The organism is Streptomyces vilmorinianum (assembly GCF_005517195.1).
Classification (GTDB): Bacteria; Actinomycetota; Actinomycetes; order Streptomycetales; family Streptomycetaceae; genus Streptomyces; species Streptomyces vilmorinianum.
Map to the genome: position 1 here is coordinate 6,265,386 of NZ_CP040244.1, position 21,256 is coordinate 6,286,641.

General features: G+C 71.7%; 21 protein-coding genes and 2 tRNA genes. 9 read left to right on the top strand and 14 right to left on the bottom strand.

What is annotated here, in order from left to right:
* Positions 1-2 precede the first annotated feature (2 nt).
* Complete coding sequence (locus FDM97_RS28915; RefSeq protein ID WP_137993439.1) at positions 3-458, bottom strand: MarR family winged helix-turn-helix transcriptional regulator; 456 nt, start codon at positions 456-458, stop codon at positions 3-5.
* Positions 459-559: 101 nt separating this feature from the next.
* Here FDM97_RS28915 and FDM97_RS28920 point away from each other — a divergent pair, with 101 nt between their 5' ends.
* Positions 560-1,468 carry a LysR family transcriptional regulator gene (locus FDM97_RS28920; protein ID WP_137993440.1) on the top strand — a complete coding sequence of 303 codons (909 nt, stop codon included), beginning with the start codon at positions 560-562 and terminating at the stop codon, positions 1,466-1,468.
* A gap of 10 nt (positions 1,469-1,478) precedes the next feature.
* The gene (locus FDM97_RS28925; RefSeq protein WP_137993441.1) at positions 1,479-1,889 is read left to right on the top strand and encodes a ribosomal maturation YjgA family protein; all 411 of its coding nucleotides are present in this window, start codon (positions 1,479-1,481) and stop codon (positions 1,887-1,889) included.
* On the opposite strand, the gene def is transcribed toward FDM97_RS28925, so the two are convergent.
* The 8 genes from def to FDM97_RS28965 all read right to left on the bottom strand — a co-directional run bounded on the left by def (position 1,865) and on the right by FDM97_RS28965 (position 9,458).
* The gene (def, locus tag FDM97_RS28930) at positions 1,865-2,494 is read right to left on the bottom strand and encodes a peptide deformylase (RefSeq protein ID WP_137993442.1); all 630 of its coding nucleotides are present in this window, start codon (positions 2,492-2,494) and stop codon (positions 1,865-1,867) included. The two genes, FDM97_RS28925 and def, sit on opposite strands and share 25 nt — an antisense overlap.
* A gap of 60 nt (positions 2,495-2,554) precedes the next feature.
* Positions 2,555-3,535 (bottom strand): tetratricopeptide repeat protein, encoded by a 981-nt coding sequence (locus tag FDM97_RS28935; protein WP_137993443.1) that lies wholly within the window; start codon positions 3,533-3,535, stop codon positions 2,555-2,557.
* Positions 3,536-3,614: 79 nt separating this feature from the next.
* On the bottom strand, positions 3,615-4,928 hold the full coding sequence (locus tag FDM97_RS28940; RefSeq protein ID WP_137993444.1) for an HD-GYP domain-containing protein: 1,314 nt from the start codon (positions 4,926-4,928) through the stop codon (positions 3,615-3,617).
* Entirely contained in the window at positions 4,925-6,616 is a 1,692-nt protein-coding gene (locus tag FDM97_RS28945; RefSeq protein ID WP_137995087.1) for an HD-GYP domain-containing protein, read from the bottom strand. The genes FDM97_RS28940 and FDM97_RS28945 overlap by 4 nt, the downstream gene beginning before the upstream one ends.
* 147 nt (positions 6,617-6,763) lie before the next feature.
* A complete protein-coding gene (rsrA, locus tag FDM97_RS28950; RefSeq protein ID WP_137993445.1) occupies positions 6,764-7,090 on the bottom strand; it encodes a mycothiol system anti-sigma-R factor in 327 nt (108 codons plus the stop codon).
* Positions 7,087-7,740, bottom strand: a complete 654-nt coding sequence (locus FDM97_RS28955; protein ID WP_217510273.1) for a sigma-70 family RNA polymerase sigma factor — start codon at positions 7,738-7,740, stop codon at positions 7,087-7,089. Before FDM97_RS28955 ends, rsrA begins: the two co-directional genes overlap by 4 nt.
* A gap of 225 nt (positions 7,741-7,965) precedes the next feature.
* Positions 7,966-8,604: an alpha/beta hydrolase family protein gene (locus tag FDM97_RS28960; RefSeq protein ID WP_137993447.1), complete on the bottom strand. Its 639-nt coding sequence runs from the start codon at positions 8,602-8,604 to the stop codon at positions 7,966-7,968.
* 38 nt (positions 8,605-8,642) lie between these two features.
* Positions 8,643-9,458: an SOS response-associated peptidase gene (locus FDM97_RS28965; protein ID WP_137995088.1), complete on the bottom strand. Its 816-nt coding sequence runs from the start codon at positions 9,456-9,458 to the stop codon at positions 8,643-8,645.
* Between the two features lie 104 nt (positions 9,459-9,562).
* Here FDM97_RS28965 and FDM97_RS28970 point away from each other — a divergent pair, with 104 nt between their 5' ends.
* The 4 genes from FDM97_RS28970 (at position 9,563) to FDM97_RS28985 (ending at position 13,053) form a co-directional block, all read left to right on the top strand.
* A complete protein-coding gene (locus FDM97_RS28970; protein ID WP_137993448.1) occupies positions 9,563-10,249 on the top strand; it encodes a M50 family metallopeptidase in 687 nt (228 codons plus the stop codon).
* A gap of 28 nt (positions 10,250-10,277) precedes the next feature.
* Complete coding sequence (gene aroA / locus FDM97_RS28975) at positions 10,278-11,609, top strand: 3-phosphoshikimate 1-carboxyvinyltransferase (RefSeq protein WP_137993449.1); 1,332 nt, start codon at positions 10,278-10,280, stop codon at positions 11,607-11,609.
* A gap of 3 nt (positions 11,610-11,612) precedes the next feature.
* The gene (gene rsgA / locus FDM97_RS28980) at positions 11,613-12,626 is read left to right on the top strand and encodes a ribosome small subunit-dependent GTPase A (protein WP_137993450.1); all 1,014 of its coding nucleotides are present in this window, start codon (positions 11,613-11,615) and stop codon (positions 12,624-12,626) included.
* A 103-nt stretch (positions 12,627-12,729) separates the two neighbouring features.
* Positions 12,730-13,053, top strand: coding sequence for a DMT family transporter (locus FDM97_RS28985; RefSeq protein ID WP_137993451.1), 324 nt, complete (start codon positions 12,730-12,732; stop codon positions 13,051-13,053).
* On the opposite strand, the gene FDM97_RS28990 is transcribed toward FDM97_RS28985, so the two are convergent.
* Positions 12,945-13,604 (bottom strand): TetR/AcrR family transcriptional regulator, encoded by a 660-nt coding sequence (locus FDM97_RS28990; protein WP_137993452.1) that lies wholly within the window; start codon positions 13,602-13,604, stop codon positions 12,945-12,947. The genes FDM97_RS28985 and FDM97_RS28990 overlap by 109 nt on opposite strands.
* Before the next feature lie 106 nt (positions 13,605-13,710).
* Between FDM97_RS28990 and hisN the strand changes: the two genes are divergently transcribed.
* From hisN to FDM97_RS29005, 3 genes are all read left to right on the top strand, one after another.
* Complete coding sequence (hisN, locus tag FDM97_RS28995) at positions 13,711-14,511, top strand: histidinol-phosphatase (RefSeq protein WP_137993453.1); 801 nt, start codon at positions 13,711-13,713, stop codon at positions 14,509-14,511.
* Positions 14,512-14,674: 163 nt separating this feature from the next.
* Positions 14,675-15,076 carry a CBS domain-containing protein gene (locus FDM97_RS29000; protein WP_137993454.1) on the top strand — a complete coding sequence of 134 codons (402 nt, stop codon included), beginning with the start codon at positions 14,675-14,677 and terminating at the stop codon, positions 15,074-15,076.
* A gap of 160 nt (positions 15,077-15,236) precedes the next feature.
* The gene (locus tag FDM97_RS29005) at positions 15,237-15,656 is read left to right on the top strand and encodes a Fur family transcriptional regulator (RefSeq protein ID WP_137993455.1); all 420 of its coding nucleotides are present in this window, start codon (positions 15,237-15,239) and stop codon (positions 15,654-15,656) included.
* A gap of 120 nt (positions 15,657-15,776) precedes the next feature.
* On the opposite strand, the gene FDM97_RS29010 is transcribed toward FDM97_RS29005, so the two are convergent.
* The 4 genes from FDM97_RS29010 to FDM97_RS29025 form a co-directional block, all read right to left on the bottom strand.
* A tRNA-Met gene (locus tag FDM97_RS29010) sits at positions 15,777-15,850 on the bottom strand.
* A gap of 46 nt (positions 15,851-15,896) precedes the next feature.
* Positions 15,897-17,831: a tetratricopeptide repeat protein gene (locus FDM97_RS29015; RefSeq protein WP_137993456.1), complete on the bottom strand. Its 1,935-nt coding sequence runs from the start codon at positions 17,829-17,831 to the stop codon at positions 15,897-15,899.
* A 205-nt stretch (positions 17,832-18,036) separates the two neighbouring features.
* Positions 18,037-18,110: transfer RNA gene (locus FDM97_RS29020), tRNA-Met, on the bottom strand.
* Between the two features lie 51 nt (positions 18,111-18,161).
* On the bottom strand, positions 18,162-21,164 hold the full coding sequence (locus FDM97_RS29025) for a UPF0182 family membrane protein (RefSeq protein WP_137993457.1): 3,003 nt from the start codon (positions 21,162-21,164) through the stop codon (positions 18,162-18,164).
* Between the last annotated feature and the right edge of the window lie 92 nt (positions 21,165-21,256).

Sequence of the window (21,256 nt, forward strand, 5' to 3'; positions counted from 1 at the left end):
CCTCAGCCCTGGGACACGTCTCCGCCCGCGTTGCCCATCATGCGCTGCAGTACCTTCAGGGTGATCAGGTATTCCTCGTCGGGGATGCCCGCGTGCACGCGCTCCCGGTTGGCCCGCTGGGTCTCGGCCGCGCGCTGGTGCAGCGCCCGGCCTTCTTCGGTGATCCGCAGTCGGCCGGCCGCGTCGGCGACGAGCAGCTTCCGCTCGACCAGAAGGTCGATGTCGGGGGCCAGGCCGGCGCCGACGTCCAGGTTGGCCTGCTGGGCGGTGATCACCTCGTCCCGGGTGGCACCGGTCTCGCTGTGCAGCACCTGGTGCAGCACCCACCACTGGGGCTGTGTGATCCCGATCGCCGCGAGCCGCCCCCTGACGTACGCGGTCAGCGTCTTGTTCGCGGCCCATGTCCAGTACCCGATCGGCTGGTTCACCAGCTCCGCGTCGTCGTGCGAGTACGTCATCGTGTCTGCTCCTCTCACCGCGCTCTCCATGATCACCAGCGTCTCGTCCCCTCTCCCAGAAGTCCAAGAGACAGCTGTTCTCGCAACTAGCATCTCTGCTTATGGAACTCCGTCAGCTGCGGTACTTCGTCGCCGTCGTCGAGGAAGCCAATTTCACCCGCGCCGCCACCGCCCTGCATGTGGCGCAGCCGGGGGTGAGTGCGCAGATCCGGCAGCTGGAGCGGGAGTTCGGGCAGCCCCTGCTGGACCGCTCCGGCCGCACGGTGACCACGACCGAGGTGGGCGAGGCGGTCCTTCCCTACGCGCGGGCGGCACTTGCGGCGGTCGAGGGGATGCGGCAGACGGTGGACGAGTTCACGGGACTGGTCCGGGGACATGTCACCCTCGGCCTCGTCTCGGGCGCCGCCACCGAGGAGTACGACATGGCGACCCTGCTCGCCGACTTCCACGACGAGCACCCGCAGGTCGAGATCTCCCTCATCGAGGACACGTCGGAACGCATGCTCACCGCCCTGCGCCGGGGCGAACTCGACCTCGCCGTCGTCGGCCTCGCCGACGACGACTCCCCGCCGAACATCAACCTTGAGATCTTGATCGACACTCCCCTGGTCGCCGCCATGGCACCGGACGACCCCCTGCTCCTCCCCGGCCGGACCGCGCTCCCCCTGACCGCGCTCGCCGATCGCCCGCTCATCAGCCTTCCGCGGGGCACCGATATACGCGATGTACTCGAACGCGCCTGCAGGCAGGCCGGTTTTCAGCCGCGCGTCGCCTTCGAGGCCGCCGCACCGACCCTGCTGGCACGTTTCGCCGCCCGCGGCCTCGGGGTCGCCATCCTCCGGGAGGACCCGCCCGAAGCCGCGGCCGCCCTCGGCCTGCGCACTCTCCCCCTGACCTCTCCCGCCCTGCGCGGGCGGATCGCCCTCGCCTGGCCGGCGGGCGGCCCCACCGGTCCGGCGGCCAAGGCCGTCCTCAGCCGCATGCGGAAGGGCATCCCCCAGGCCCGATAGGCTGCCCGCCATGGGTTCTCACGCGCGTACGCGCCTCGTGGCGTGCGCCGCGGCCGTGCTCACCGTCGCCGTCGGCCTGGGGATCAGGTCCGTGGCGTCGGGCCTCGTCGCCAAGTACGCGGGGGACGCGCTCTACACGGTGCTGATCCTGACCCTGGTGGTGCTGCTCGCACCCCGGGTGCGGCCCGTCACGGCGGCGGGGATCGCCCTCGGCTTCAGCTGCGCGGTGGAGCTGTTCCAACTGAGCGGCGTACCAGCGGAGCTGGCCGAGCACAGCACGCTCGCGCGGCTCGTGCTCGGTACGTCGTTCAACGCGCCGGACCTGTTCTGGTACGCGATCGGCGCGGCGGTCGGCTGGGCCGTCCACCGCGCCGTGGCAGGACGCGTCCGCGAGGATCAGTCGTTCGGGACGGTCTCGTAGCGCGGGGTTCCCTCGGCCATCTGGCGCAGGGCGTCCTTGCGGTCGCGCTTGGAGAGGCGGTCGATGTACAGGTAGCCGTACAGGTGGTCCGTCTCGTGCTGGAGGCAGCGGGCGAAGTAGCCGGTGCCGCGGACCTTGATCGGGTTGCCCTGGGCGTCCTGGCCGTGCACCTCGGCGTAGTCCGGGCGGGCCAGCGAGGCGTACGCGGTCGGCACCGACAGGCAGCCCTCGTTGGAGTCGTCCAGCAGGCGGCGGTCGGCCGGCAGGTCCTGGAGCACCGGGTTGACCACCACGCCGGTGTGCCGCACGCCCTCGTCGTCGGGGCAGTCGTAGACGAAGACCTTCAGGTCGACGCCGATCTGGTTCGCGGCCAGGCCCACGCCCTCGGCCGCCTTCTGGCTGGCGAACATGTCGTCGATCAGCGCCGCGAGCTTGTCGTCGAACTCGGTGACGTCCTTGCACTCCTTGTGGAGCACCGGGTTGCCGACGACCGTGATCGGGCGCACCGTGCCGCGCTCGCGGTACGCGAGCTCGCGCGCCTCGCAGTCCTCCGTGTCGACGACGAACCCGTCGTTGATCTGCTCGTCAGTCTCCTGCTGCGCCATTCCGCCGCACGCCTTCCTCAGAACCCCAGTCGATGGTCCCGTACAGCCTACGGGCTGTGGTCAGCAGACTTCTTCGAGATCCCGCCACTCACGGCTGTCGGGGCTGTCCGCCACCCAGCCGTCGAGTAGGCCCCGGACCAGGCCCACGGGCGCCGCGATACCGCACTCGCGCTCGGGCACCCAGAGCTCGCCGGGCGAGCGGTGGCCGAGGGGGCCGGGGTGGCCCGGTTCGCTGTGGTCGTGCGGGTCGAGGTGCTCGCCCTCGCCCTCGGCGCTGGGCATGGTCGACTCGGAGCAGGCACGGCACAGCAGCCGGACCGACGAGGACCAGTCCTCGGCGGCGAAGCCGGCGTCGGCGGCGAGCTGCTCCAGTGCGTCCCGGTCGGCCTCGGTCGCGGCCTCCAGGAGGACCACCCAGGTGGGGACGGGCGACGGGGCCCACAGCTCGATCTCGTCGAAGACGGGGTAGGACGGGCCCGCGGTCGTCGTGCGCTCGCCGTTGGGCACGCCATCGTGCAGGACGACCTCGCCCCAGCGCCGGCCGGAGGACGGCAGCGGGATGGAGAGCACCTCGATACGGGCCGGGTCGAGCCTGCGGCCCCACACGACCTCGGCCTCGCCCTCCGGCGAGAGCCGGACGGCCGCGCTGCCCAGCTCCATCCCGGCGGGCTCACCCGTCGCCGCGGAGGCCCCGGGCACCTTCAGCCCGTACGCCTGCCAGGCGCGGCGGGCCAGCGGCCAGTCCTGGAGCGCGGTGGCGGCGATGCCGACGTTCCACCAGTCGGGGGCGCCGGTCTCCTTGTCGAGCAGCGCGACGGCGCGCAGCCCGGCGGCCCGGGCCTGCTCCCAGTCGTGCCGGAACTTGTGCAGCAGAGCCAGGTTGAACCAGGACTCCGAGAGCCAGGGCTCCAGATCCGCCGCGCGCGTGAGCAGCGCGCCCGCGTCCTCGTACCGGCCGTCGCCGATCAGCGTGAACGCGCGGTCGGTGGCCTGCCGCCACGAGGCGGAGGGCCGATGCCGTACCTTCCCGAAGATCCTCACGATTCCCGCCTGCCGGTCGCTTCACCCTCTTGTTCGCATCCAACCATGCCCGGTTGGACGCGCGCTCATTACCCATGGGTTACCCAGCGGGGGCCGACGCGACGCCGCCTCGCGCGAGGACTCTGGCCAGGGACTCGACGACCTCCGGGTGGTAGTCGCGGGCGGTCCCGAGGCGCAGGCGTTCGAGGGCTCCGAGGCCGCCTGCCGCGGTGTCTCCGGCCAGGTCGTCGTAGGCGTTGACGGTACGGACGATCCGGGCGGGCAGGGGCTGCTCGCGGTACGGGTCGGCCTGCCGTTCCACGACGACGGCGACGGCCGCGGGGACGCCGGTCTGGCGGACGACCGCGCCGCCGAGGAGCGCGATCCGGCGCTGCTCCTCGGGCGGGAGGAGGGCGGTGGCGCCCTCGGGGACGGGGTCGACGAGGGAGAGCTGCCCGATGTCGTGCATGAGCGCCGCGTACTCCAGGACGGTCAGCTCGGCCCCGGAGAGGCCCAGCTCGCGCCCGACGGCGCCGCTGAGCGCCGCGACCCTGCGGGCATGCCCCGGTGGGGTGCAGCCGGCGATCTCGGTGGCGCGGGCGAGCGAGGCGATCGTCTGCCGGTTGGTCGTGCGCACGGCGGTGTAGCGCCGGAGGGAGACCTGGGTGAGCAGCAGCGGTACGCAGAAGACGGGCAGCGCCCACAGCCCGGCGACGGCGACGCCGAGGGCCATCACGGCGCCGGTGGCGCAGACGGCGGAGCCGATGCCGAGCAGGGCGCGCAGCTCGTCGCGGAGGAGGGGGCCGTACGGGATGGGGGTCCCTCCCGTGCGCTTGGCGCCACGGGGGAGGGTGCGGGCGCGGAGCATCAGGGCGGCGAGGACGGCGTCGCACAGGGCGGTGAGGACGAGCAGGAGCAGCAGGAAGAGGGCGTACGGAGGACCCTGGCCGAGGTATTCGGTGACGTTGCCGGCGTTGTAGAGCGGCTGGAAGAGCAGCGCGGCGAAGCCGACGGTGAGGATGCGCCGGGCCAGGTCGTCGAGGTCGGGGCCCTTGCCGCGGGCGATGTGCGGGACGACCCCGGCGAGTCCGGCGGCGACGACGACGGCGACGATCTGGAGGACGCCGTGGGTGGTGGTGCGGCCCGCGTTCTCGCCGAGCAGGGCGTACGCGAGGGCTCCGGCGGCGGCGAGCGGCGCGGGCTCCCTCCCCCGGAGCTCTTCGAGCACGGGAGGGACCCCCGTGTTTCGTGGTGCGCCCCAGCGGGCGAGCTCGCCGAGCGCGATGAGGACGCCGAACGCGAGGGCGCTCCTGGGCTCGCTGAGCCCGTACCAGAGCGTGGAGCCGAACCCGGCGACGGTGAGCGCGAGCGCGGCCCCGTGGACCGTCCCGACAGTGACGGCCCCGGGCCTCATGCGTGGCCCTGCGGGCGGGTGAGGGGCAGCGCGTCCCCGTCCCCGTCCCCGTCGCCGGTGGAGGTGGACGTGGACGTGGAGGTGGACGTGGAGGTGACCGATCGCGGACCGGCGTCCGCCCCCGGCACCGGGACGCGGTCCCCCGGAGCACCGGGGGTGGCGCGGGCGCGACGGGTCGCCCTCCCGGCAGGCACGGACCGGGTCGCTCGCGCCGCCGCCTCCTCGCCCTGCGGCCGGTCGTCGTCGGCGGGCGTCGACCCGCGGACCTGCCCGGCGGGGGCCGGCTCGTCCGCGCCGGCGTCGCGGCGCCCGGGCACCGGTGGCGTCGATGGCATCGGTGGCATCGGTGGCATCGGAACGGTCGCCCCGGGCCCCGCCGGCTCGTCCGCCGTGACCGTCGTCTGCCAGCCGTACCGGTCGAGCGCCCGGACCAGGGCTCGTACCATCCGGGGGTCGAAGTGCGTGCCCGCGCACCGCTCCAGCTCCGCCACCGCCGTCGCCACCGGCCGCGCCCGGCTGTAGGAGCGGGTCGAGGTCATCGCGTCGAAGGCGTCGGCGACCGCCACCACCCGGGCGAACTCCGGGATCTGGCCCCCGCTGAGCCCGTACGGGTAGCCGCTCCCGTCCATCCGTTCGTGGTGGTGCAGGATCGCCGCCCGCGCCTCGCCGAGGAACCCGATCCCGCGGACCATCTCGTGTCCGTACTCCGGATGCAGTTCGATGACCCGGCGCTCCTCGGGCGTCAGCGGCCCGTCCTTCCTCAGCACCCGGGTCGGCACGCCCAGCTTGCCGACGTCGTGCAGGATGCCCGCGAAGCGGACGATCTCCAGGCGTTCCTCCGCCATCCCGAGCTCACGGGCGATCAACACGGAGGCACGGCCGACCCGTTCGCTGTGTCCGCGCGTGTACCGGTCCTTGATGTCGACGGCCTGGACCAGGGCCCGGATCGTCGCCTGGTGGGCGGCGCGTTCGCGGTGGTACTGGGCGAAGACCCAGCAGGAGATGTACATGGGGAGCAGCACGAAGAGCGCGGCGACGGGGCCGTACGTGCTGCGCCACAGCACCGCCATCATCAGCCCGGCCAGGCCGTGCACGGCGTGCGGGGCGAGGGCCCGGCCGAGGGTCCCCTGCCAGGCGGTGCGCGGCGGCACTCTCTCCGCGGTGGCCCGGATCCCGCCGTCGAGGGCGGTCAGGACCAGGCAGAAGGTGAGCGCGGAGGCCCCGGCCGGGAGCAGGACGTACGGGAAGTCGGGGGTGTGCGGCCCCCGTCCGAGGGCGTCGTCGGCGCCCAGGGCCTGCGCGACGAGCGCGGCGGCCCAGACGGCGATCGTCAGCTGGGCCGTACGCCACGCCCGGCGTACCCCCGCCGGACGCTGATCGACCCGGGCGAGCAGCGCTCCGGGCACCGCGGTGAGGGCGGCGGCGGAGGGCGGCAGGAGCAGCGCCGAGGCGAGCAGGACGGGGAAGAAGGAGCCGGCGCCCATGGGCACAGAGCCGCTGAAGACCCGGCCGAGCAGCCGGCAGCGGGCGGGCAGCTCGCACACGGCGTACAGGGTGGCGAGCAGTGCGAGGGTGCCCCAGGGGGTCTGCGCGCCGGCGCGCAGCGCGGGAAGCGCGCACCCGGCGGCGCCGAGGAGGGCGCAGCCGATGAACACGCGTGCCGCTCGTGGAATCACCATCACGCCCATCACGCCTGTCACGCTAGCGAGTTGGGCGGGGAGCGCGGGCGGTCGGCGGCCGATTCGCACCATCGGGTGATACAAGCTGATGTATGCATGAGGGCCGCCGCGATCGTGTCGCGGCGGCCCTTCAGGCAGGGGGGACAGGGACGGCGGTCACTCCTGGGCGGTCGCCGTCACATCCGTCACGTCCGTCATATCCGTCACGTCCTGCTCGGGCACCAGGTGCCCCGAGCGGATCAGGTCGATGCGGCCCATCACCTTGGCCCGCAGATCGGTGGGCACGTCGTCACTGCCGCAGCAGCGCTTGACGAGCTTCTTCACCGCCTGCTCCAGGCCGTACTTCTCCAGGCACGGGGAGCACTCCTCGAAGTGCACCTCGAACTTGGTGCAGTCACTGTCGGGCATCTCGTGGTCGAGGAACTCGTAGAGATGATCCAGGACCTCTGAGCAATCCGTCTCGTGCGGCTCTCCGCAGCTCATGAGCCCGAGCCTTTCAATTCGTTCGACTCTCCGGCGCCCGCGGGAACGAGCCCGCGGTCGCGGGCGTAGTCCTCGAGCATGCCGCGCAACTGGCGGCGGCCCCGGTGCAGTCGGGACATCACCGTACCGATGGGTGTACCCATGATGTCCGCGATCTCCTTGTACGCAAAGCCCTCTACGTCCGCCAGATAGACGGCGATGCGGAATTCCTCGGGGATCGCCTGAAGCGCTTCCTTCACGTCGGAGTCCGGCAGGTGGTCGAGGGCCTGTGACTCGGCGGACCGCAGCCCGGTCGACATGTGCGACTCGGCGCGGGCGAGCTGCCAGTCCTCGATCTCCTCGGCAGCGCTGCGCTGGGGTTCGCGCTGCTTCTTGCGGTACGAGTTGATGAAGGTGTTGGTGAGGATGCGGTACAGCCACGCCTTCAGGTTCGTACCCTCGCGGAACTGGTGGAACGAGCCGTACGCCTTGGCATACGTCTCCTGCACCAGGTCCTCGGCGTCTGCGGGGTTGCGCGTCATGCGCAGCGCGGCGGAGTACATCTGGTCGAGGTATCCGAGGGCGTCCCGCTCGAAGCGCGCGTTGCGCTCCTCGGTCGTCTCCTCGGGGCCGTCGTCGGTCCCTGTGTCGGTCCCAGTGACCGGACCCACCTCCTCCAGCGCTGCGGCGAACCCGAATGCGGACCCGCTCGTTTCGGAGGATAGACGAGGAACCGCTCCGCCCGCCGCCCGAATAGGGGCGTTCTTGGGCGCAGGCAGCACTGTCCAGTCGAGGTCAGCGGCCTGCGCGCGCTCGGGGCAGATGGTCGAACCCATGCGACGGACTCCCTCTTCCTTGCTCTCACACCGACATGGGTCACAACCGTGGACGCCCGCTCAGCATTCCCGGAGTGACGCGACCCACCCGGAGACGTCTCGGACGATGAGATCGAGGGCTTCGTCCTGTGCGAGGGGCGCGCGCTTGGCGACGGCGAAGCCGTGATCGCCGTACGGCACCTCCACGAATCCGTACTCCCCTTCGGGGAATTCCCCGGGCTTCCCGAAGGGGTCGTTGCCGCCCTGGACGACGAGGGTGGGCAGGCCGGTGGCGAGGAGCTCGTCGGCGCGGGACTTCTCCGGCTTGCCCGGCGGGTGCAGCGGGAAGCTCAGGGCGAGCACGGCGGTGGCGCCCAGCTCCTTCCCGGTCCGGCAGGCGACCCGGGCGCCGGCGCTGCGGCCGCCCGCGATCACGGGCAGGCCGGGCTCGGCGAGGGCGGGCCAGATCCCGCGCCACCCGGTGTCCAGGGTCTTCGGCGCGGGCGCCACCTTCTTCCCGGCGACCCGCCAGGGCTGCTCGACAAGCGCGACGGTCACCCCCTGCGCGGGCAGCGCGCCGGCCAGTGCCTGGAGGTCGCGTGCCTCGATGCCGCCCCCGGCCCCGTGGCTGAGGGCCAGGACCGCCCACGGCTTCTTCCCGGGGTGCCAGGTGATCCGGGCGTCCCCGGCCTCGGTCGATACGATCTCGCTCTTGGTCACCCGATCATCCTGCCGCGCGGGACCGTCCGGCGCGGCGCTCAGAACAGCGTGCCGACCTCCGGACCGTCCAGCTCCTTCAGGAGCTCCGGGCCGTTGTTGCGGACGTTGCTCACGGCCGTCGCCACCGGGTACGCCCGCATGAGTCCCCCGGGCGGCGGTACGAGCAGACCCTTCAGCTCCTCCACGTCCGTGCGCCGCGGGTCCAGCCACGCGTCCCAGCGGTCCGGGGTCAGCATCAGCGGCATCCGGGGGTGGATGTCCGCGAGCGACCGGGGGCCTTCCTCAGGAGCCACTCCCAGGGGTCCGGTCTCCGCCTCGGTCGTGATGACGGAGCAGGTCACCCACCAGGCCTCCGGGTGGTCGTCCGGCAGGGTGCGGTCGCGCCAGAACTCGTAGAGCCCGGCCATCGCGAAGACCGAGCCGTCGGCCGGGGTCACGAAGTACGGCTGCTTCCTCGGCCGCTTCTTCTTCCCCTCGACCTCCAGGTCCCGCTCCCCGGCCCCGGTCACCCACTCGTAATAGCCGTCCGCCGGCAGGATGCACCGGCGCGCGGAGAACGCCCGGCGGAACGACGGCTTCTCGTGCACGGACTCGGCCCGCGCGTTGATCATCCGGGCCGCGCCCTCCGGCGTCTTGGACCAGGAGGGTACGAGTCCCCACTTCAGCGTCCGCAGCTGGCGAACCGGCCGCGGCGAATCCGCGTCTTTGAGAGGACGCTCCAGAACCGCGTAGACCTCCTTGGTGGGGGCCACGTTCCAGTCCGGAGCCAGGGTCTCCTCGGGCTCCCACTTCTCGACCTCGAAGACACCCACCAGGTCCTCGGGCCGCCTGCTCGCTGCAAACCGTCCGCACATACGTGCCACACTGCCACTCCCTCCCGTCGCCCGACCACCACCCCTCAACGACGGTGCTCCGCACCGGCACCTTCTTGATCCCACCCGAGGAGACAGTCCACAACATGACCGAAGTCCTCGGCACGCAGCCCGCCCCGGAACTGTGGCTGGTGATCGCGACCGCCGTCGCCGCCCTCGCCGTCACCCTCCCCCGCGCGATATGGCGGCTGTCCCGCAACGCCATCACCATCGCCCACGAGGGCGGCCACGGTCTGATCGCGCTCGTCACCGGCCGCCGCCTCCAGTCCATCCGGCTCCACTCGGACACCAGCGGGCTCACCGTCTCCCGCGGCCGCCCGAGCGGCCTCGGCATGATCCTCACCGCGGCCGCCGGCTACACCGCCGCCCCGCTGCTCGGCCTCGGCGGCGCCTGGCTGCTCGCCGCCCACCGGATCACGCTCCTCCTCTGGGTCGCCACCGCGCTCCTGCTGGTCATGCTCGTGATGGTCCGCAACGCGTACGGGATCTTCACCGTCCTCCTCACGGGCGCCGCGTTCCTCCTGGTCTCCTGGCTGACCGGCCCGGACGTCCAGTCGGCGTTCGCGTACTCCGTCGTCTGGTTCCTCCTCGTCGGAGGCGTCCGCCCGGTCTTCGAGCTGCAGGGGAAGCGACGCCACGGCGGGGCGCCGGACTCCGACGCCGACCAGCTCGCCCGGCTCACCCACGTCCACCCGGTGATGTGGCTGTTCCTCTTCCACGCGGTCTCGATCTGCTCCCTGATCGGCGGAGGCCGCTGGCTGCTGGGGCTCTAGTCGGTGTGGGCCCCACTAAAGTGAGGGCATGACCGAAAGCTCCGCGCACTCCGACCCGACGACCTACGACCTCTGGCCCGCCCCCTATGCGAGCGGTGCCGTCGACGCGACCGTCACCGTGCCCGGATCCAAGTCGGTCACCAACCGCGGTCTGGTCCTCGCCGCGCTCGCCGCCGAGCCTGGCTGGCTGCGCCGCCCGCTGCGCTCCCGCGACACGCTCCTGATGGCGGAGGCCCTGCGCACCCTCGGCGTGAAGATCGAGGAGGGCGTCGGCCCCGACGGCACGGGCGAGGCGTGGCGGATCATCCCGGCCGGTCTTCGCGGCCCGGCGACCGTCGACGTCGGCAACGCCGGAACGGTCATGCGCTTCCTGCCGCCGGTCGCCGCCCTCGCCGACGGTCCGGTGCACTTCGACGGGGACGCCCGTTCCCACGAACGGCCGCTGCACGGGGTGATCGACGCGCTGCGCGTGCTCGGCGCCCGGATCGACGACGACGGGCGCGGCGCGCTGCCGATGACCGTGCACGGCGGCGGCGCCCTCGACGGCGGCCCGGTGGAGATCGACGCCTCGTCGTCCTCCCAGTTCGTCAGCGCCCTGCTGCTCTCGGCGCCCCGCTTCAACCAGGGGGTGGAGGTACGCCATGTGGGCGCGAAGCTGCCCTCCCTCCCGCACATCCGGATGACCGTCGACATGCTCCGCGTGGTCGGCGCCCAGGTCGACGAGCCGGAGACCGGTGGCGAGCCGAACGTCTGGCGGGTCTCCCCCTCCGCGCTCCTCGGCCGGGATCTGGTCGTCGAGCCGGACCTGTCCAACGCCCAGCCGTTCCTGGCCGCCGCGCTGGTGACCGGCGGCCGGGTCACCGTTCCCGACTGGCCGGCCAGGACCACCCAGCCCGGTGACGCGCTGCGCGAGATCTTCACCGAGATGGGTGGCTCCTGCGAGCTGACCGACGCGGGCCTCACCTTCACCGGTACCGGCCGGATCCACGGCATCGACGTCGACCTGAGCGAGGTCGGCGAGCTGACGCCCGGCATCGCGGCGGTCGCCGCGCTCGCCGACTCGCCCTCCACGCTGCGCGGTGTCGCCCATCTGCGGCTCCACGAGACGGACCGCCTGGCGGCCCTGACGAAGGAGATCAACGAGCTCGGCGGTGATGTGACGGAGACCGAGGACGGACTGCACATCCGCCCCCGCCCGCTGCACGGCGGCGTCTTCCACACGTACCACGACCACCGGATGGCGACGGCGGGCGCGATCATCGGCCTCGCGGTCGAGGGCGTGGAGATCGAGAACGTGGCGACGACGGCCAAGACCTTGCCCGACTTCCCCAGGATGTGGACCGAAATGCTCGGAGTCTGAGTCATGCGGCGTTACGGCAAGCACACCGACGAGGACGACATCCGCCAGCGTCCCAACCCCAAGGGCAACCGTCCCCGGACCAACATCCGTCCCAAGCACGAGGAAGCGGTCGAGGGCATGGTCCTCACCGTGGACCGGGGCCGGCTCACCTGTCTCGTCGACGACCGTGTGGTCATGGCGATGAAGGCGCGGGAGCTGGGCCGCAAGGCCGCCGTCGTCGGCGACCGCGTCTCGATCGTGGGCGATCTGTCCGGCGAGAAGGACACGCTGGCCCGGATCGTACGGATCGGTGAGCGCAGCTCCGTACTCCGCCGAACGGCCGACGACGACGACCCGTTCGAGCGGGTGGTCGTCGCCAACGCCGACCAGCTGGCGATCGTCACCGCGCTCGCCGATCCCGAGCCCCGTCCGCGGCTGATCGACCGCTGTCTGGTCGCCGCGTACGACGGCGGGCTCACTCCGCTGCTCGTGCTGACGAAGTCGGACCTGGCCCCGCCGGACGAGCTCCTGGAGATGTACGGCGCGCTCGGTGTGCCCCATGTGGTGACCACCCGCGACGAGTTCGTGGACGGCGTCGCCGCCGAACGGGTCCACGAGCATCTGACGGGGCGGACCACCGCGTTCGTCGGGCACTCCGGTGTCGGCAAGACGACGCTGGTCAACGCCCTCGTACCGAAGGACCGGCGGCGGACCACGGGCGTGGTCAACGCGGTCACGGGCCGCGGCCGGCACACCACCACCTCGGCGCTCGCGCTGCCGCTGAACGACCCGGCCGGCGGCTGGGTGATCGACACCCCGGGCGTGCGGTCGTTCGGGCTCAACCACGTCGACCCGTCCCGGGTGATCCTCGCCTTCCCGGATCTCGTCCCCGGTACGGAGGACTGCCCGCGGGCCTGCGGCCACGACGAGCCGGACTGCGCGCTGGACGCGTGGGTGGCCGACGGGCACGCCGATCCGGCGCGGCTGAACTCGCTGCGGCGGCTGCTGGCCACGCGGGAGCGACGCGAAGGCGACTGAGTCGAGCACGTTTGCGGCCGCTCGCTGTTGGTAAGTGCATAATCGCACCAAGTTCGCACCAAGTGCGACGAAGCAGTCACCGACGGCGTGGGAGGCACTGACGATGGCGTGGCTGCTGGTGGTGGTCGCCGGGCTCCTGGAGACGGGGTTCGCGGTGAGCCTGAAGCTCTCGCACAGTTTCACCCGGCTCTGGCCGACCATCGCCTTCGTGATCTTCGCGCTCGGAAGCTTCGGACTGCTCACCCTCGCGCTGCGCAAGCTGGACGTCGGTCCGGCCTACGCCGTGTGGACCGGGATCGGCGCGGCGGGGACCGCGATCTACGGCATGATCTTCCTCGGTGACGTCGTGTCGACCCTGAAGATCGTTTCGATCACGCTGGTGATCGTGGGCATCGTCGGCCTCCAGCTCTCGGGCGGCGCCCACTGAGCGTCCGTGGCAGCGGGCTCGGGGGCGACGACGTACGACAGCGCGAGGCGCAGGACGACCTCGCACGAGCCCGACAGCAGGCCGTCGTCCGGGCCCAGGGCCGTCGCGGCCCGGTCCCTCGCGAGTCCGAGCAGATCGGCGGGGGACGGCACCCCCGCGTCGGCGCGGCGCTGGGCGGGGACGACGGAGGCGCGGGCTCCGGTCCTGGCGGGGCGCGGCGTGGGCAGCCGCTCGCCCCAGCAGCCGGTGAGCAGGGCGCGCAGCAGGGGCCGGGTGCCGGCCTCGGCGACGGTCCACTCCGCGACGGCGGCGAGGTTCCGCGCGGGCGGGGCGGGCTCGGCGAGGACCGCCTCCACTCCCTGGAGGTAGGCGTCGGCCTCGCGTCGTACCAGCGCGCGGGCCAGCCCCTCCTTGCTGCCGAACTCGTTGTAGAGGGTCTGCCGGGAGACACCCGCGGCGGCGGCGACGTCGACCATCCGGACCGCGGACCAGGGCAGCCCCGCCAGGGCCGCGAGTGCGGCGTCCAACAGGGCCTCACGGGCAGTCGGCATCGTCGCCTCCCGGCCAGAACGGTTCTGCGCTCAGAGTTGACGGGTCGCCACACACTGTCAAGGGCTCCCGTGGGGCGATGTCCCTTCGAGGGATAGAGTTTCGACCATGGCCGACTACCACGACGATCTGCGCCTCGCCCATGTCCTCGCGGATGCCGCCGACGCGGCCACGATGGACCGGTTCAAGGCACTCGACCTGAAGGTCGAGACCAAGCCGGACATGACACCGGTGAGCGAGGCCGACAAGGCCGCCGAGGAGCTGATCCGCGGCCAGCTCCAGCGTGCCCGGCCGCGCGACGCGATCCTCGGCGAGGAGTACGGCGTGGAGGGCACCGGCCCGCGCCGCTGGGTGATCGACCCGATCGACGGCACCAAGAACTACGTGCGCGGGGTGCCGGTCTGGGCGACCCTGATCGCGCTGATGGAGGCCGGTGACACCGGGTTCCAGCCGGTGGTCGGCGTGGTCTCGGCACCGGCGCTCGGCCGTCGCTGGTGGGCGGCGAAGGGCGCGGGCGCGTACACGGGCCGCAGCCTGACCTCGGCGACGCGGATCCACGTCTCGAAGGTCTCGCAGCTCGCCGACGCCTCGTTCGCGTACTCGTCGCTGAGCGGCTGGGAGGAGCGGGGCCGCCTGGAGGGCTTCCTCGACCTCACGCGCGCGTGCTGGCGGACCCGCGCGTACGGCGACTTCTGGCCGTACATGATGGTCGCCGAGGGCGCGGTGGACATCTGCGCCGAGCCGGAGCTCTCGCTCTGGGACATGGCGGCGACGGCGATCGTCGTCCAGGAGGCGGGCGGCACGTTCACCGGCCTGGACGGCCGGCACGGCCCGCACAGCGGAAACGCGGCCGCGTCGAACGGTCTGCTCCACGGTGAGCTGCTGAGCTACCTCAACCAGAAGGACTGACCGCCCCGCATGCCCCGGGGGCGCCTCGCGCGCCCCCTTGTCGGCCCCCTCGCCCGGTGTCACTCTGAGAGTCCCCCCACTTGTGAACTTGTGCATCCTCTCCTCAGGCGCCTCCGGCGCCGGGCTTCTCATTGAAGGATTCACGAAGGAGGTGGCTCCCTTCATGCTCGTCCGTGACGCCATGAGTACGGTGGTCCTCACCATCGGTCCCGCCCATACCCTTCGCCAGGCCGCTCGACTGATGTCGGCGCGCCGCGTCGGCGCGGCGGTCGTTCTCGACACCGACGCCGGCGGGCTCGGCATCCTCACCGAACGCGACATCCTCAACTCACTCGCCCGGGACCAGGATCCCGACCACGAGACCGCGGGCTCCCACACCACCACCGACATCGTCTTCGCCGCCCCCACCTGGACTTTGGAGGAGGCGGCAGGGGCCATGACGCACGGCGGCTTCCGTCACCTCGTCGTCCTCGACGGTCATGGACCGGTCGGCATCGTCTCCGTACGCGACATCATCCGCTGCTGGTCCCCGGCACACCGGCACGCGGCGCCCATGGCGAGCTGAGCACGGGGAGGGGGTCGAGCCACGAGGCCCGGCCCCCTCCCCCTCGGAGCCCCACGGCTTGCCCGCACTCGATCCCGCAATAGACAATGTCCAAGTCCAGTGGACATCCAGAGTCACACCCGTTCGGGACCCCGACCCTCCCGCTGTTAGTCTGGTCCTCATGAGCGACCTGTTGGAACGACTGCGCGGCCGCGGCTGGCGGATGACCGCGCAGCGGCGTGTCGTGGCCGAGGTCCTCGACGGGGATCATGTGCATCTGACCGCCGACGAGGTCCACGCCCGCGCTGTGGAGCGGCTCCCCGAGATCTCGCGGGCGACCGTCTACAACACGCTGGGTGAGATGGTCACGCTCGGCGAGGTCATGGAAGTCGCGACGGACGGCCGCGCCAAGCGGTACGACCCGAACGCCCACCGCCCGCACCAGCACCTGGTCTGCGGCCGCTGCGGCGCGATCCGTGACGTCCACCCGGCAGGCAACCCGCTGGCGGACCTCCCCGACTCGGAGCGCTTCGGCTTCACGATCTCGGACGTCGAGGTCACGTACAGGGGCATCTGCCCGAACTGCGCGGCGTCCGCCTGAGACACGCGAAAGGCCCCCCGACTCCGATCGGGGGGCCTTTCGCGTACCCGTCGTGCACGCAGCCGCCTACGACGAAGACCCGGATCCAGTGACTGGATCCGGGCCTTCGTTGCTACTGAGTAGCGGGGACAGGATTTGAACCTGCGACCTCTGGGTTATGAGCCCAGCGAGCTACCGAGCTGCTCCACCCCGCGTCGGTGAACCCAACCTTACGGGACCCCCTCCACCAGCGCAAATCGCTTAAGCGGTGAGCTCCTGGTGCAGCGCCTCGCTCAGCCGCGCCGCCCGCTCCGCCACCTCCGCAGGCCCGAGCTCCACCGCCCGCGCGCACCAGCGCCGCCCCTCCGTCAGCTCTCCCCGCCGCGCCGCGAGCAGCGCGAGCCGGAGCGCGGCGCGGCCGTGGCCGGCGCGGGCGGCGCGGGTCCACCACAGGGCCGCCTCGCGCTCACTGCCCTCGCGGGCGAGGAGCAGGCCGAGGTTGAAGGCGCCGTTACGACTGCCGGCCTCCGCGGCCTCGCGGTACCAGTGGGCCGCGTCCGCCACGTCACCGCGTGCGGCGGCCAGCATGCCGACCCGTACCTGTGCACGCCGGTGCCCCTGCTGGGCGGCGCGCTCGTACCACTCCTCGCACTCGCTCTTCTCCTCCGCGCGCGGGGCGCCCAGCGCGGGCGCGGCCGGCTCCGGCCGGCGCGCGTCGAGGACGGTGGCGAGCCGGAACGCGGCCTCGGCGCTGCCGCCGCCCGCCGCGCACCGCAGATGGCGCTCGGCGGTCTGCTCGTCGCCGTCCCGCAGGCTGGCGATGCCGACCTGGAGGGCGGCCTCGGTGTGCCCCGCCGCGGCGGCGCGCTCGTACCAGCTCAGCGCCGTACGGTCGTCGTCGCGACCCGCGTAGAGGATGCCGAGATTGAAGGCGGCGTCCACGCTGCCGGCCTCGGCGGCCTTGGAGAACCAGGGCTCGGCGCCGTTCGCGTCCCCTGCCTGCAGGAGCAGGACGGCGAGCGCGTTGGCGGCCTCGCGGTGGCCCGCGTAGGCGGCGCGGCGGTACCACTGCTCGGCCTGCTGGTTGCGGTCCTGGGCTGCGCAGAGCAGCCCGAGGTTGTACGCCCCGTTCACATCGCCCGCGTCCATGGCGGCGCGGTACCAGCGCTCGGCGGTCTGCTGCTCGCCACGGGCGGCGTGCAGGGCGCCGAGCGCGTTGGCGGCGTTGCCGTCGCCGTCCTGGGCGGCACGCAGCCACCACACGGCGGCGCTCTCCTCGTCACCGGAGTCACGCAGCAGGAAGCCGAGGGCGCAGGCGGCCTTGGCCTCGCCCTCCTTGGCCGAGCTGAGGTACCAGCGCCCGGCCTCCTTGAGTTCGCCCCGCTGCTCCAGGATGACGCCGAGGTGCAGCGCCGCCCTCCGGTGTCCCCGCGCGGCGGCCTGCCGGAACCACTGCTCGGCCTCCCCCAGCTCCCCGCCGGGCGCGGCGGCCGTGCCCGTGGCGGCGCCGCTGCCCCCCGTGTCGTGGGTGAGCGCGTCGCGGGCCGAGAGACCACCTGCGGCGGACGGGCCGCGGGTCGCCTCCTGGGCGCGGCGCTCCAGGGCCAGGGCGAGCCGGTACGCGGCCTCGCGGTGGCCCTGCTCGGCGGCGGCGCGCAGCCAGCGCTCGGCGCCGACGTCGCTGCGGTGCTCCAGGAGGTCGGCGAGGGCGTAGGCGCCCAGGGCGTGGCCCTGCTCGGCGGACTGGCGCAGCCAGTATTCGGCGGCGGGTTCGTCACCGCGCTCGCGGTGGTGGCGGCCGAGCGCGTGGGCGGCGGGCGCGGAGCCCGCGACGGCGGCGACCCGCCACCAGCCCGCGGCCTCCTCCGCGTAGCCGCGCTGGTGCAGCAGCACGCCCAGGTTGTTGGCGGCCGCGCGGTCTCCCTCGGCGGTGGCGGCGCGCAGGTACGGCTCCGCGCCGTCCAGGTCCCCGCGGCGCAGCAGCAGCGCGCCGAGCACGCTCATCGAAGCGGCGTCGCCGTTCTCGGCGGCGCGCCGGTGGCGTGCCTCGGTCTCGGTATCGGTCTCGGCGGTGGTGTCGACGGTCGCATCGACGGCCACGACGGCCTCGATGATGTCATCGGCGGCATTCTTGGCATGCCGTTGCACAAACCGCCCTGTCTCCAACAGAGTTGCCCTGTCCCCCATAAAATCCATCGTCGCACCACCCGCAACGCGCGTACACCTGGTATACCGCAGCCAGTGAGGTCACTTCAGCGTTTTGTCGACATGCCCACAGAGAGATAAGTCAAACACGTCTCACTCCAACTCGCCCCATCCCCACCGGTCTTCGGGGCGTCGGCGCGTCCCCCCGCGCACGACAAGGGCCCGGATCCTGATGGATCCGGGCCCTTGTCTTCAGTAGCGGGGACAGGATTTGAACCTGCGACCTCTGGGTTATGAGCCCAGCGAGCTACCGAGCTGCTCCACCCCGCGTCGTTGTTCCGTAAAGGTATCACGACGCGGGGTGGTGCCCGACCACGGCCGTCAGCCGCTCGGCGGGCTCGCGCTCGTCGACGGCGTCGACCCCGGCTTGGGCGCGTTGCCCGCCGGGTTCTGGTCCGTCGGCTTCTGGTCCGTCGGCTTCTGGTCGGCGGGCTTCTGGTCCGACTGCAGCTTGGCGCCGGCGTCAGCCGCCCGCTGGAGCGCCTCCTGCAGGCTCTCCTGGGCCTTGCCGTAGGCGGTCCAGTCGCCCTTCTGCAGCGCCGCCTGACCGTCGTCGTACGCCTTCTGCGCGTCCGCGATGGCCTGCTTCAGGGCCGCGTCGTTGGTGCTCGGCGTCGTCGGCGGCTTGGTGCCGGGCTGCTCCGGCTGCGGCGGCGTCACGCCCTCCACCCCGAAGACCGCGTTCAGCGCCTCGGTGAGGTTGTCCTTGAACACCGTGGTGTCCTTGGTCGTGTCACCGTCCGGCTGGTCCGCGTCCACGTACGACACCGCGACCTTCTTCAGGAGCGGGTAGAGCGCGTTGCGGCCCTGGGCGTACACCGGCTCCACGTAGAGGAAGCCGCCGTCGAGCGGGACCGTGAGCAGGTTTCCGTACTGGATGTCGGAGTCCGCGCCCTTCATGTCCCGGACGAACTGGGCCACGTCCGGAAGACCGTTGAGCTTGCTCTGCACCTGCGCGGGACCGGGTACGTCGGAGGTCACGCGCAGCAGCCTTATCCGCCCGTAGTCCTTGCTCTTCGCGTCGGCGTCGACCGCCATGAAGCCGCCCAGGTTGGGCCGCCCGTTCGGCGTGAACGTCGTCGTGAGCGAGAACCGCTGCTGCGTGTCCGCGGGCATCTTCAGGCTCAGGTAGTACGGCGGGACCGCGTTGCCGTCCTTGTTGGTCGGGTCGTCCGGCACCTGCCAGGCGTCCGAACCGCTGTAGAACTGCGCCGGGTTCGTGACGTGGTAGCGGGTCAGCAGCTCGCGCTGGACCTTGAACATGTCCTGCGGGTAGCGCAGGTGCTGCATGAGGCTGTCCTTGATCGCCTCACGCGGCTCCACGGTGCCCGGGAACGCCTTCATCCACGTCTTGAGGACCGGGTCCGCCTCGTCCCACTGGTAGAGCTTGACCGTGCCGTCGTAGGCGTCGACGGTGGCCTTCACCGAGTTGCGGATGTAGTTGACCTGGTTCTGCTGCGCCACCACCGCGCGCTGCTGGTTCCCGACCGTCAGCGCGTCGGCCGTGGTCTCCCCCAGCGTCGTACGCGAGGCGTACGGGTAGCCGTTGGTGGTCGTGTACGCGTCGACGATCCACTGGATCCTGCCGTCGACGACCGCCGGGTAGGCGTCGCCGTCGATGGTCAGCCAGGGTGCGACCGCCTCGACGCGCTCCTTGGGCGTGCGGTTGTAGAGAATCCGCGAGCCCTCGCCGATGGCCCCCGAGTAGAGGATCTGCGGCTCGCTGAACGCGACGGCGTAGGCGGCGCGGTTGAAGGCGTTGGAGAGGTTGATCCCGCTCTTGCCCTCGTAGCTGGTGGTCTTCTCGCCGTTCTCCTCGTAGTCCAGCTCCTTCTGCGGCCCGCCGACGATCGAGTACTGATCGGTCTTCTCGCCGTAGTAGATCCGCTGCTGGTACGGGCCGACCTGTCCCGTGGTCGGCAGGCCGGCCTCGGTGAAGACCGGGGAGCCGTTGGCGTCCGTCTGCGTACCCGCGGCCATGATCGCGCCGTAGCCGTGGGTGTACGTGAAGTGGTCGTTGATCCAGTTCCGCTTCGGGATGCCCTTGATGTTGAGCTCACGCAGGCCGACGACCGTGTCCTGGCCCTTGTAGCGGTCGATGTCGAGGGTCGTCGGGAACTGGTAGTACTTCCGCTTCTGCTCCAGCTGCTGGAACGTCGGCGAGACGATGTTCGGGTCGAGGAGTCGGTAGCTGGCCGCCGTGTCGGAGTCGGTGCGCAGCGTGTCCTTGTTCTTGACCGTGGACTCGCCGGAGTAGTTCTCCGGCTTCGTCGAGTCGATCGCGTACGCCTTGCGGGTCGCGTCGATGTTCTTCTGGATGTACGGCGCTTCCTTGGCCTGCTCGTTCGGCTGGACCTGGAACTTCTGCACGATGGCCGGGTACAGGCCACCGATCAGGATCGCCGACAGGACCATGAGGCCGAAGCCGATCACGGGCAGCTGCCAGGTGCGGCGCCACAGCGTCGCGAAGAAGAGCACGGCACAGATCGCGGCGATGCAGAAGAGGATCGTCTTCGCCGGCAGATAGGCGTTGGCGTCGACGTACCGCAGGCCCGTCCAGTTGCCGGCCGCCTTGAAGTCGCTGGACTTCACGGCGAGGCCGTACCGGTCGAGCCAGTACGCCACGGCCTTCAGCGAGACGAAGATGCCGAGCAGCACCGACAGGTGACCCGTGGCGGCGGCGGTGGCGCGCGCACCGGGGCTGGTGACGCGCAATCCGCCGTACAGGTAGTGGGTCAGCGCGGCGGCGATCAGCGACAGGACGGTGGCGGCGAAGCCGAAGGCGAGCAGGAAGCGGTACCAGGGCAGGTCGAAGGCGTAGAACGCCACGTCCAGCTGGAACTGCGGGTCCTTCTGGCCGAACTGCACCCCGTTCACCCACATGAGCCAGGTCCGCCACTGGCCGGAGGCCGAGGCGCCGGCGATCAGGCCCACCAGGGCGGTGATCGCGAGCAGCACCCACTTCTTGTACGGGGCCAGGCCCATCCGGTACCGGTCGAGGCTCTGCTGTTCCAGCGACATCGCGCTCAGCGGCGGCCGCAGCCGGTGCGCCAGCCAGATGTTCAGGCCGACGGCGAGCCCCATGAGCAGACCGAAGACGGCGAACAGGCCGATCTTGGTCCACAGGGTCGTGGTGAACACGGACGAGTAACGGACCGAGCGGTACCAGAGCCAGTCCGTCCAGAACCCGGCGAACATGGTGAACGCCATGGCCAGGACGGCCAGCACGCCCAGCGTCATGAGCAGGGTGCGGGCCCGCCGGGACGGCCGGCCGACTCTGATCCTTGGCCCGGACGGGCCTCCGCCGCCTCCGCGGTCCGGCATCTGGAAAGCCAACGTGCGCCCCTCGAGGTTGATGCGTCGATAAGCAGGCCCCGCGATCGTAGAGCCCACTGGTGCAACTTACTGAGGCTTTA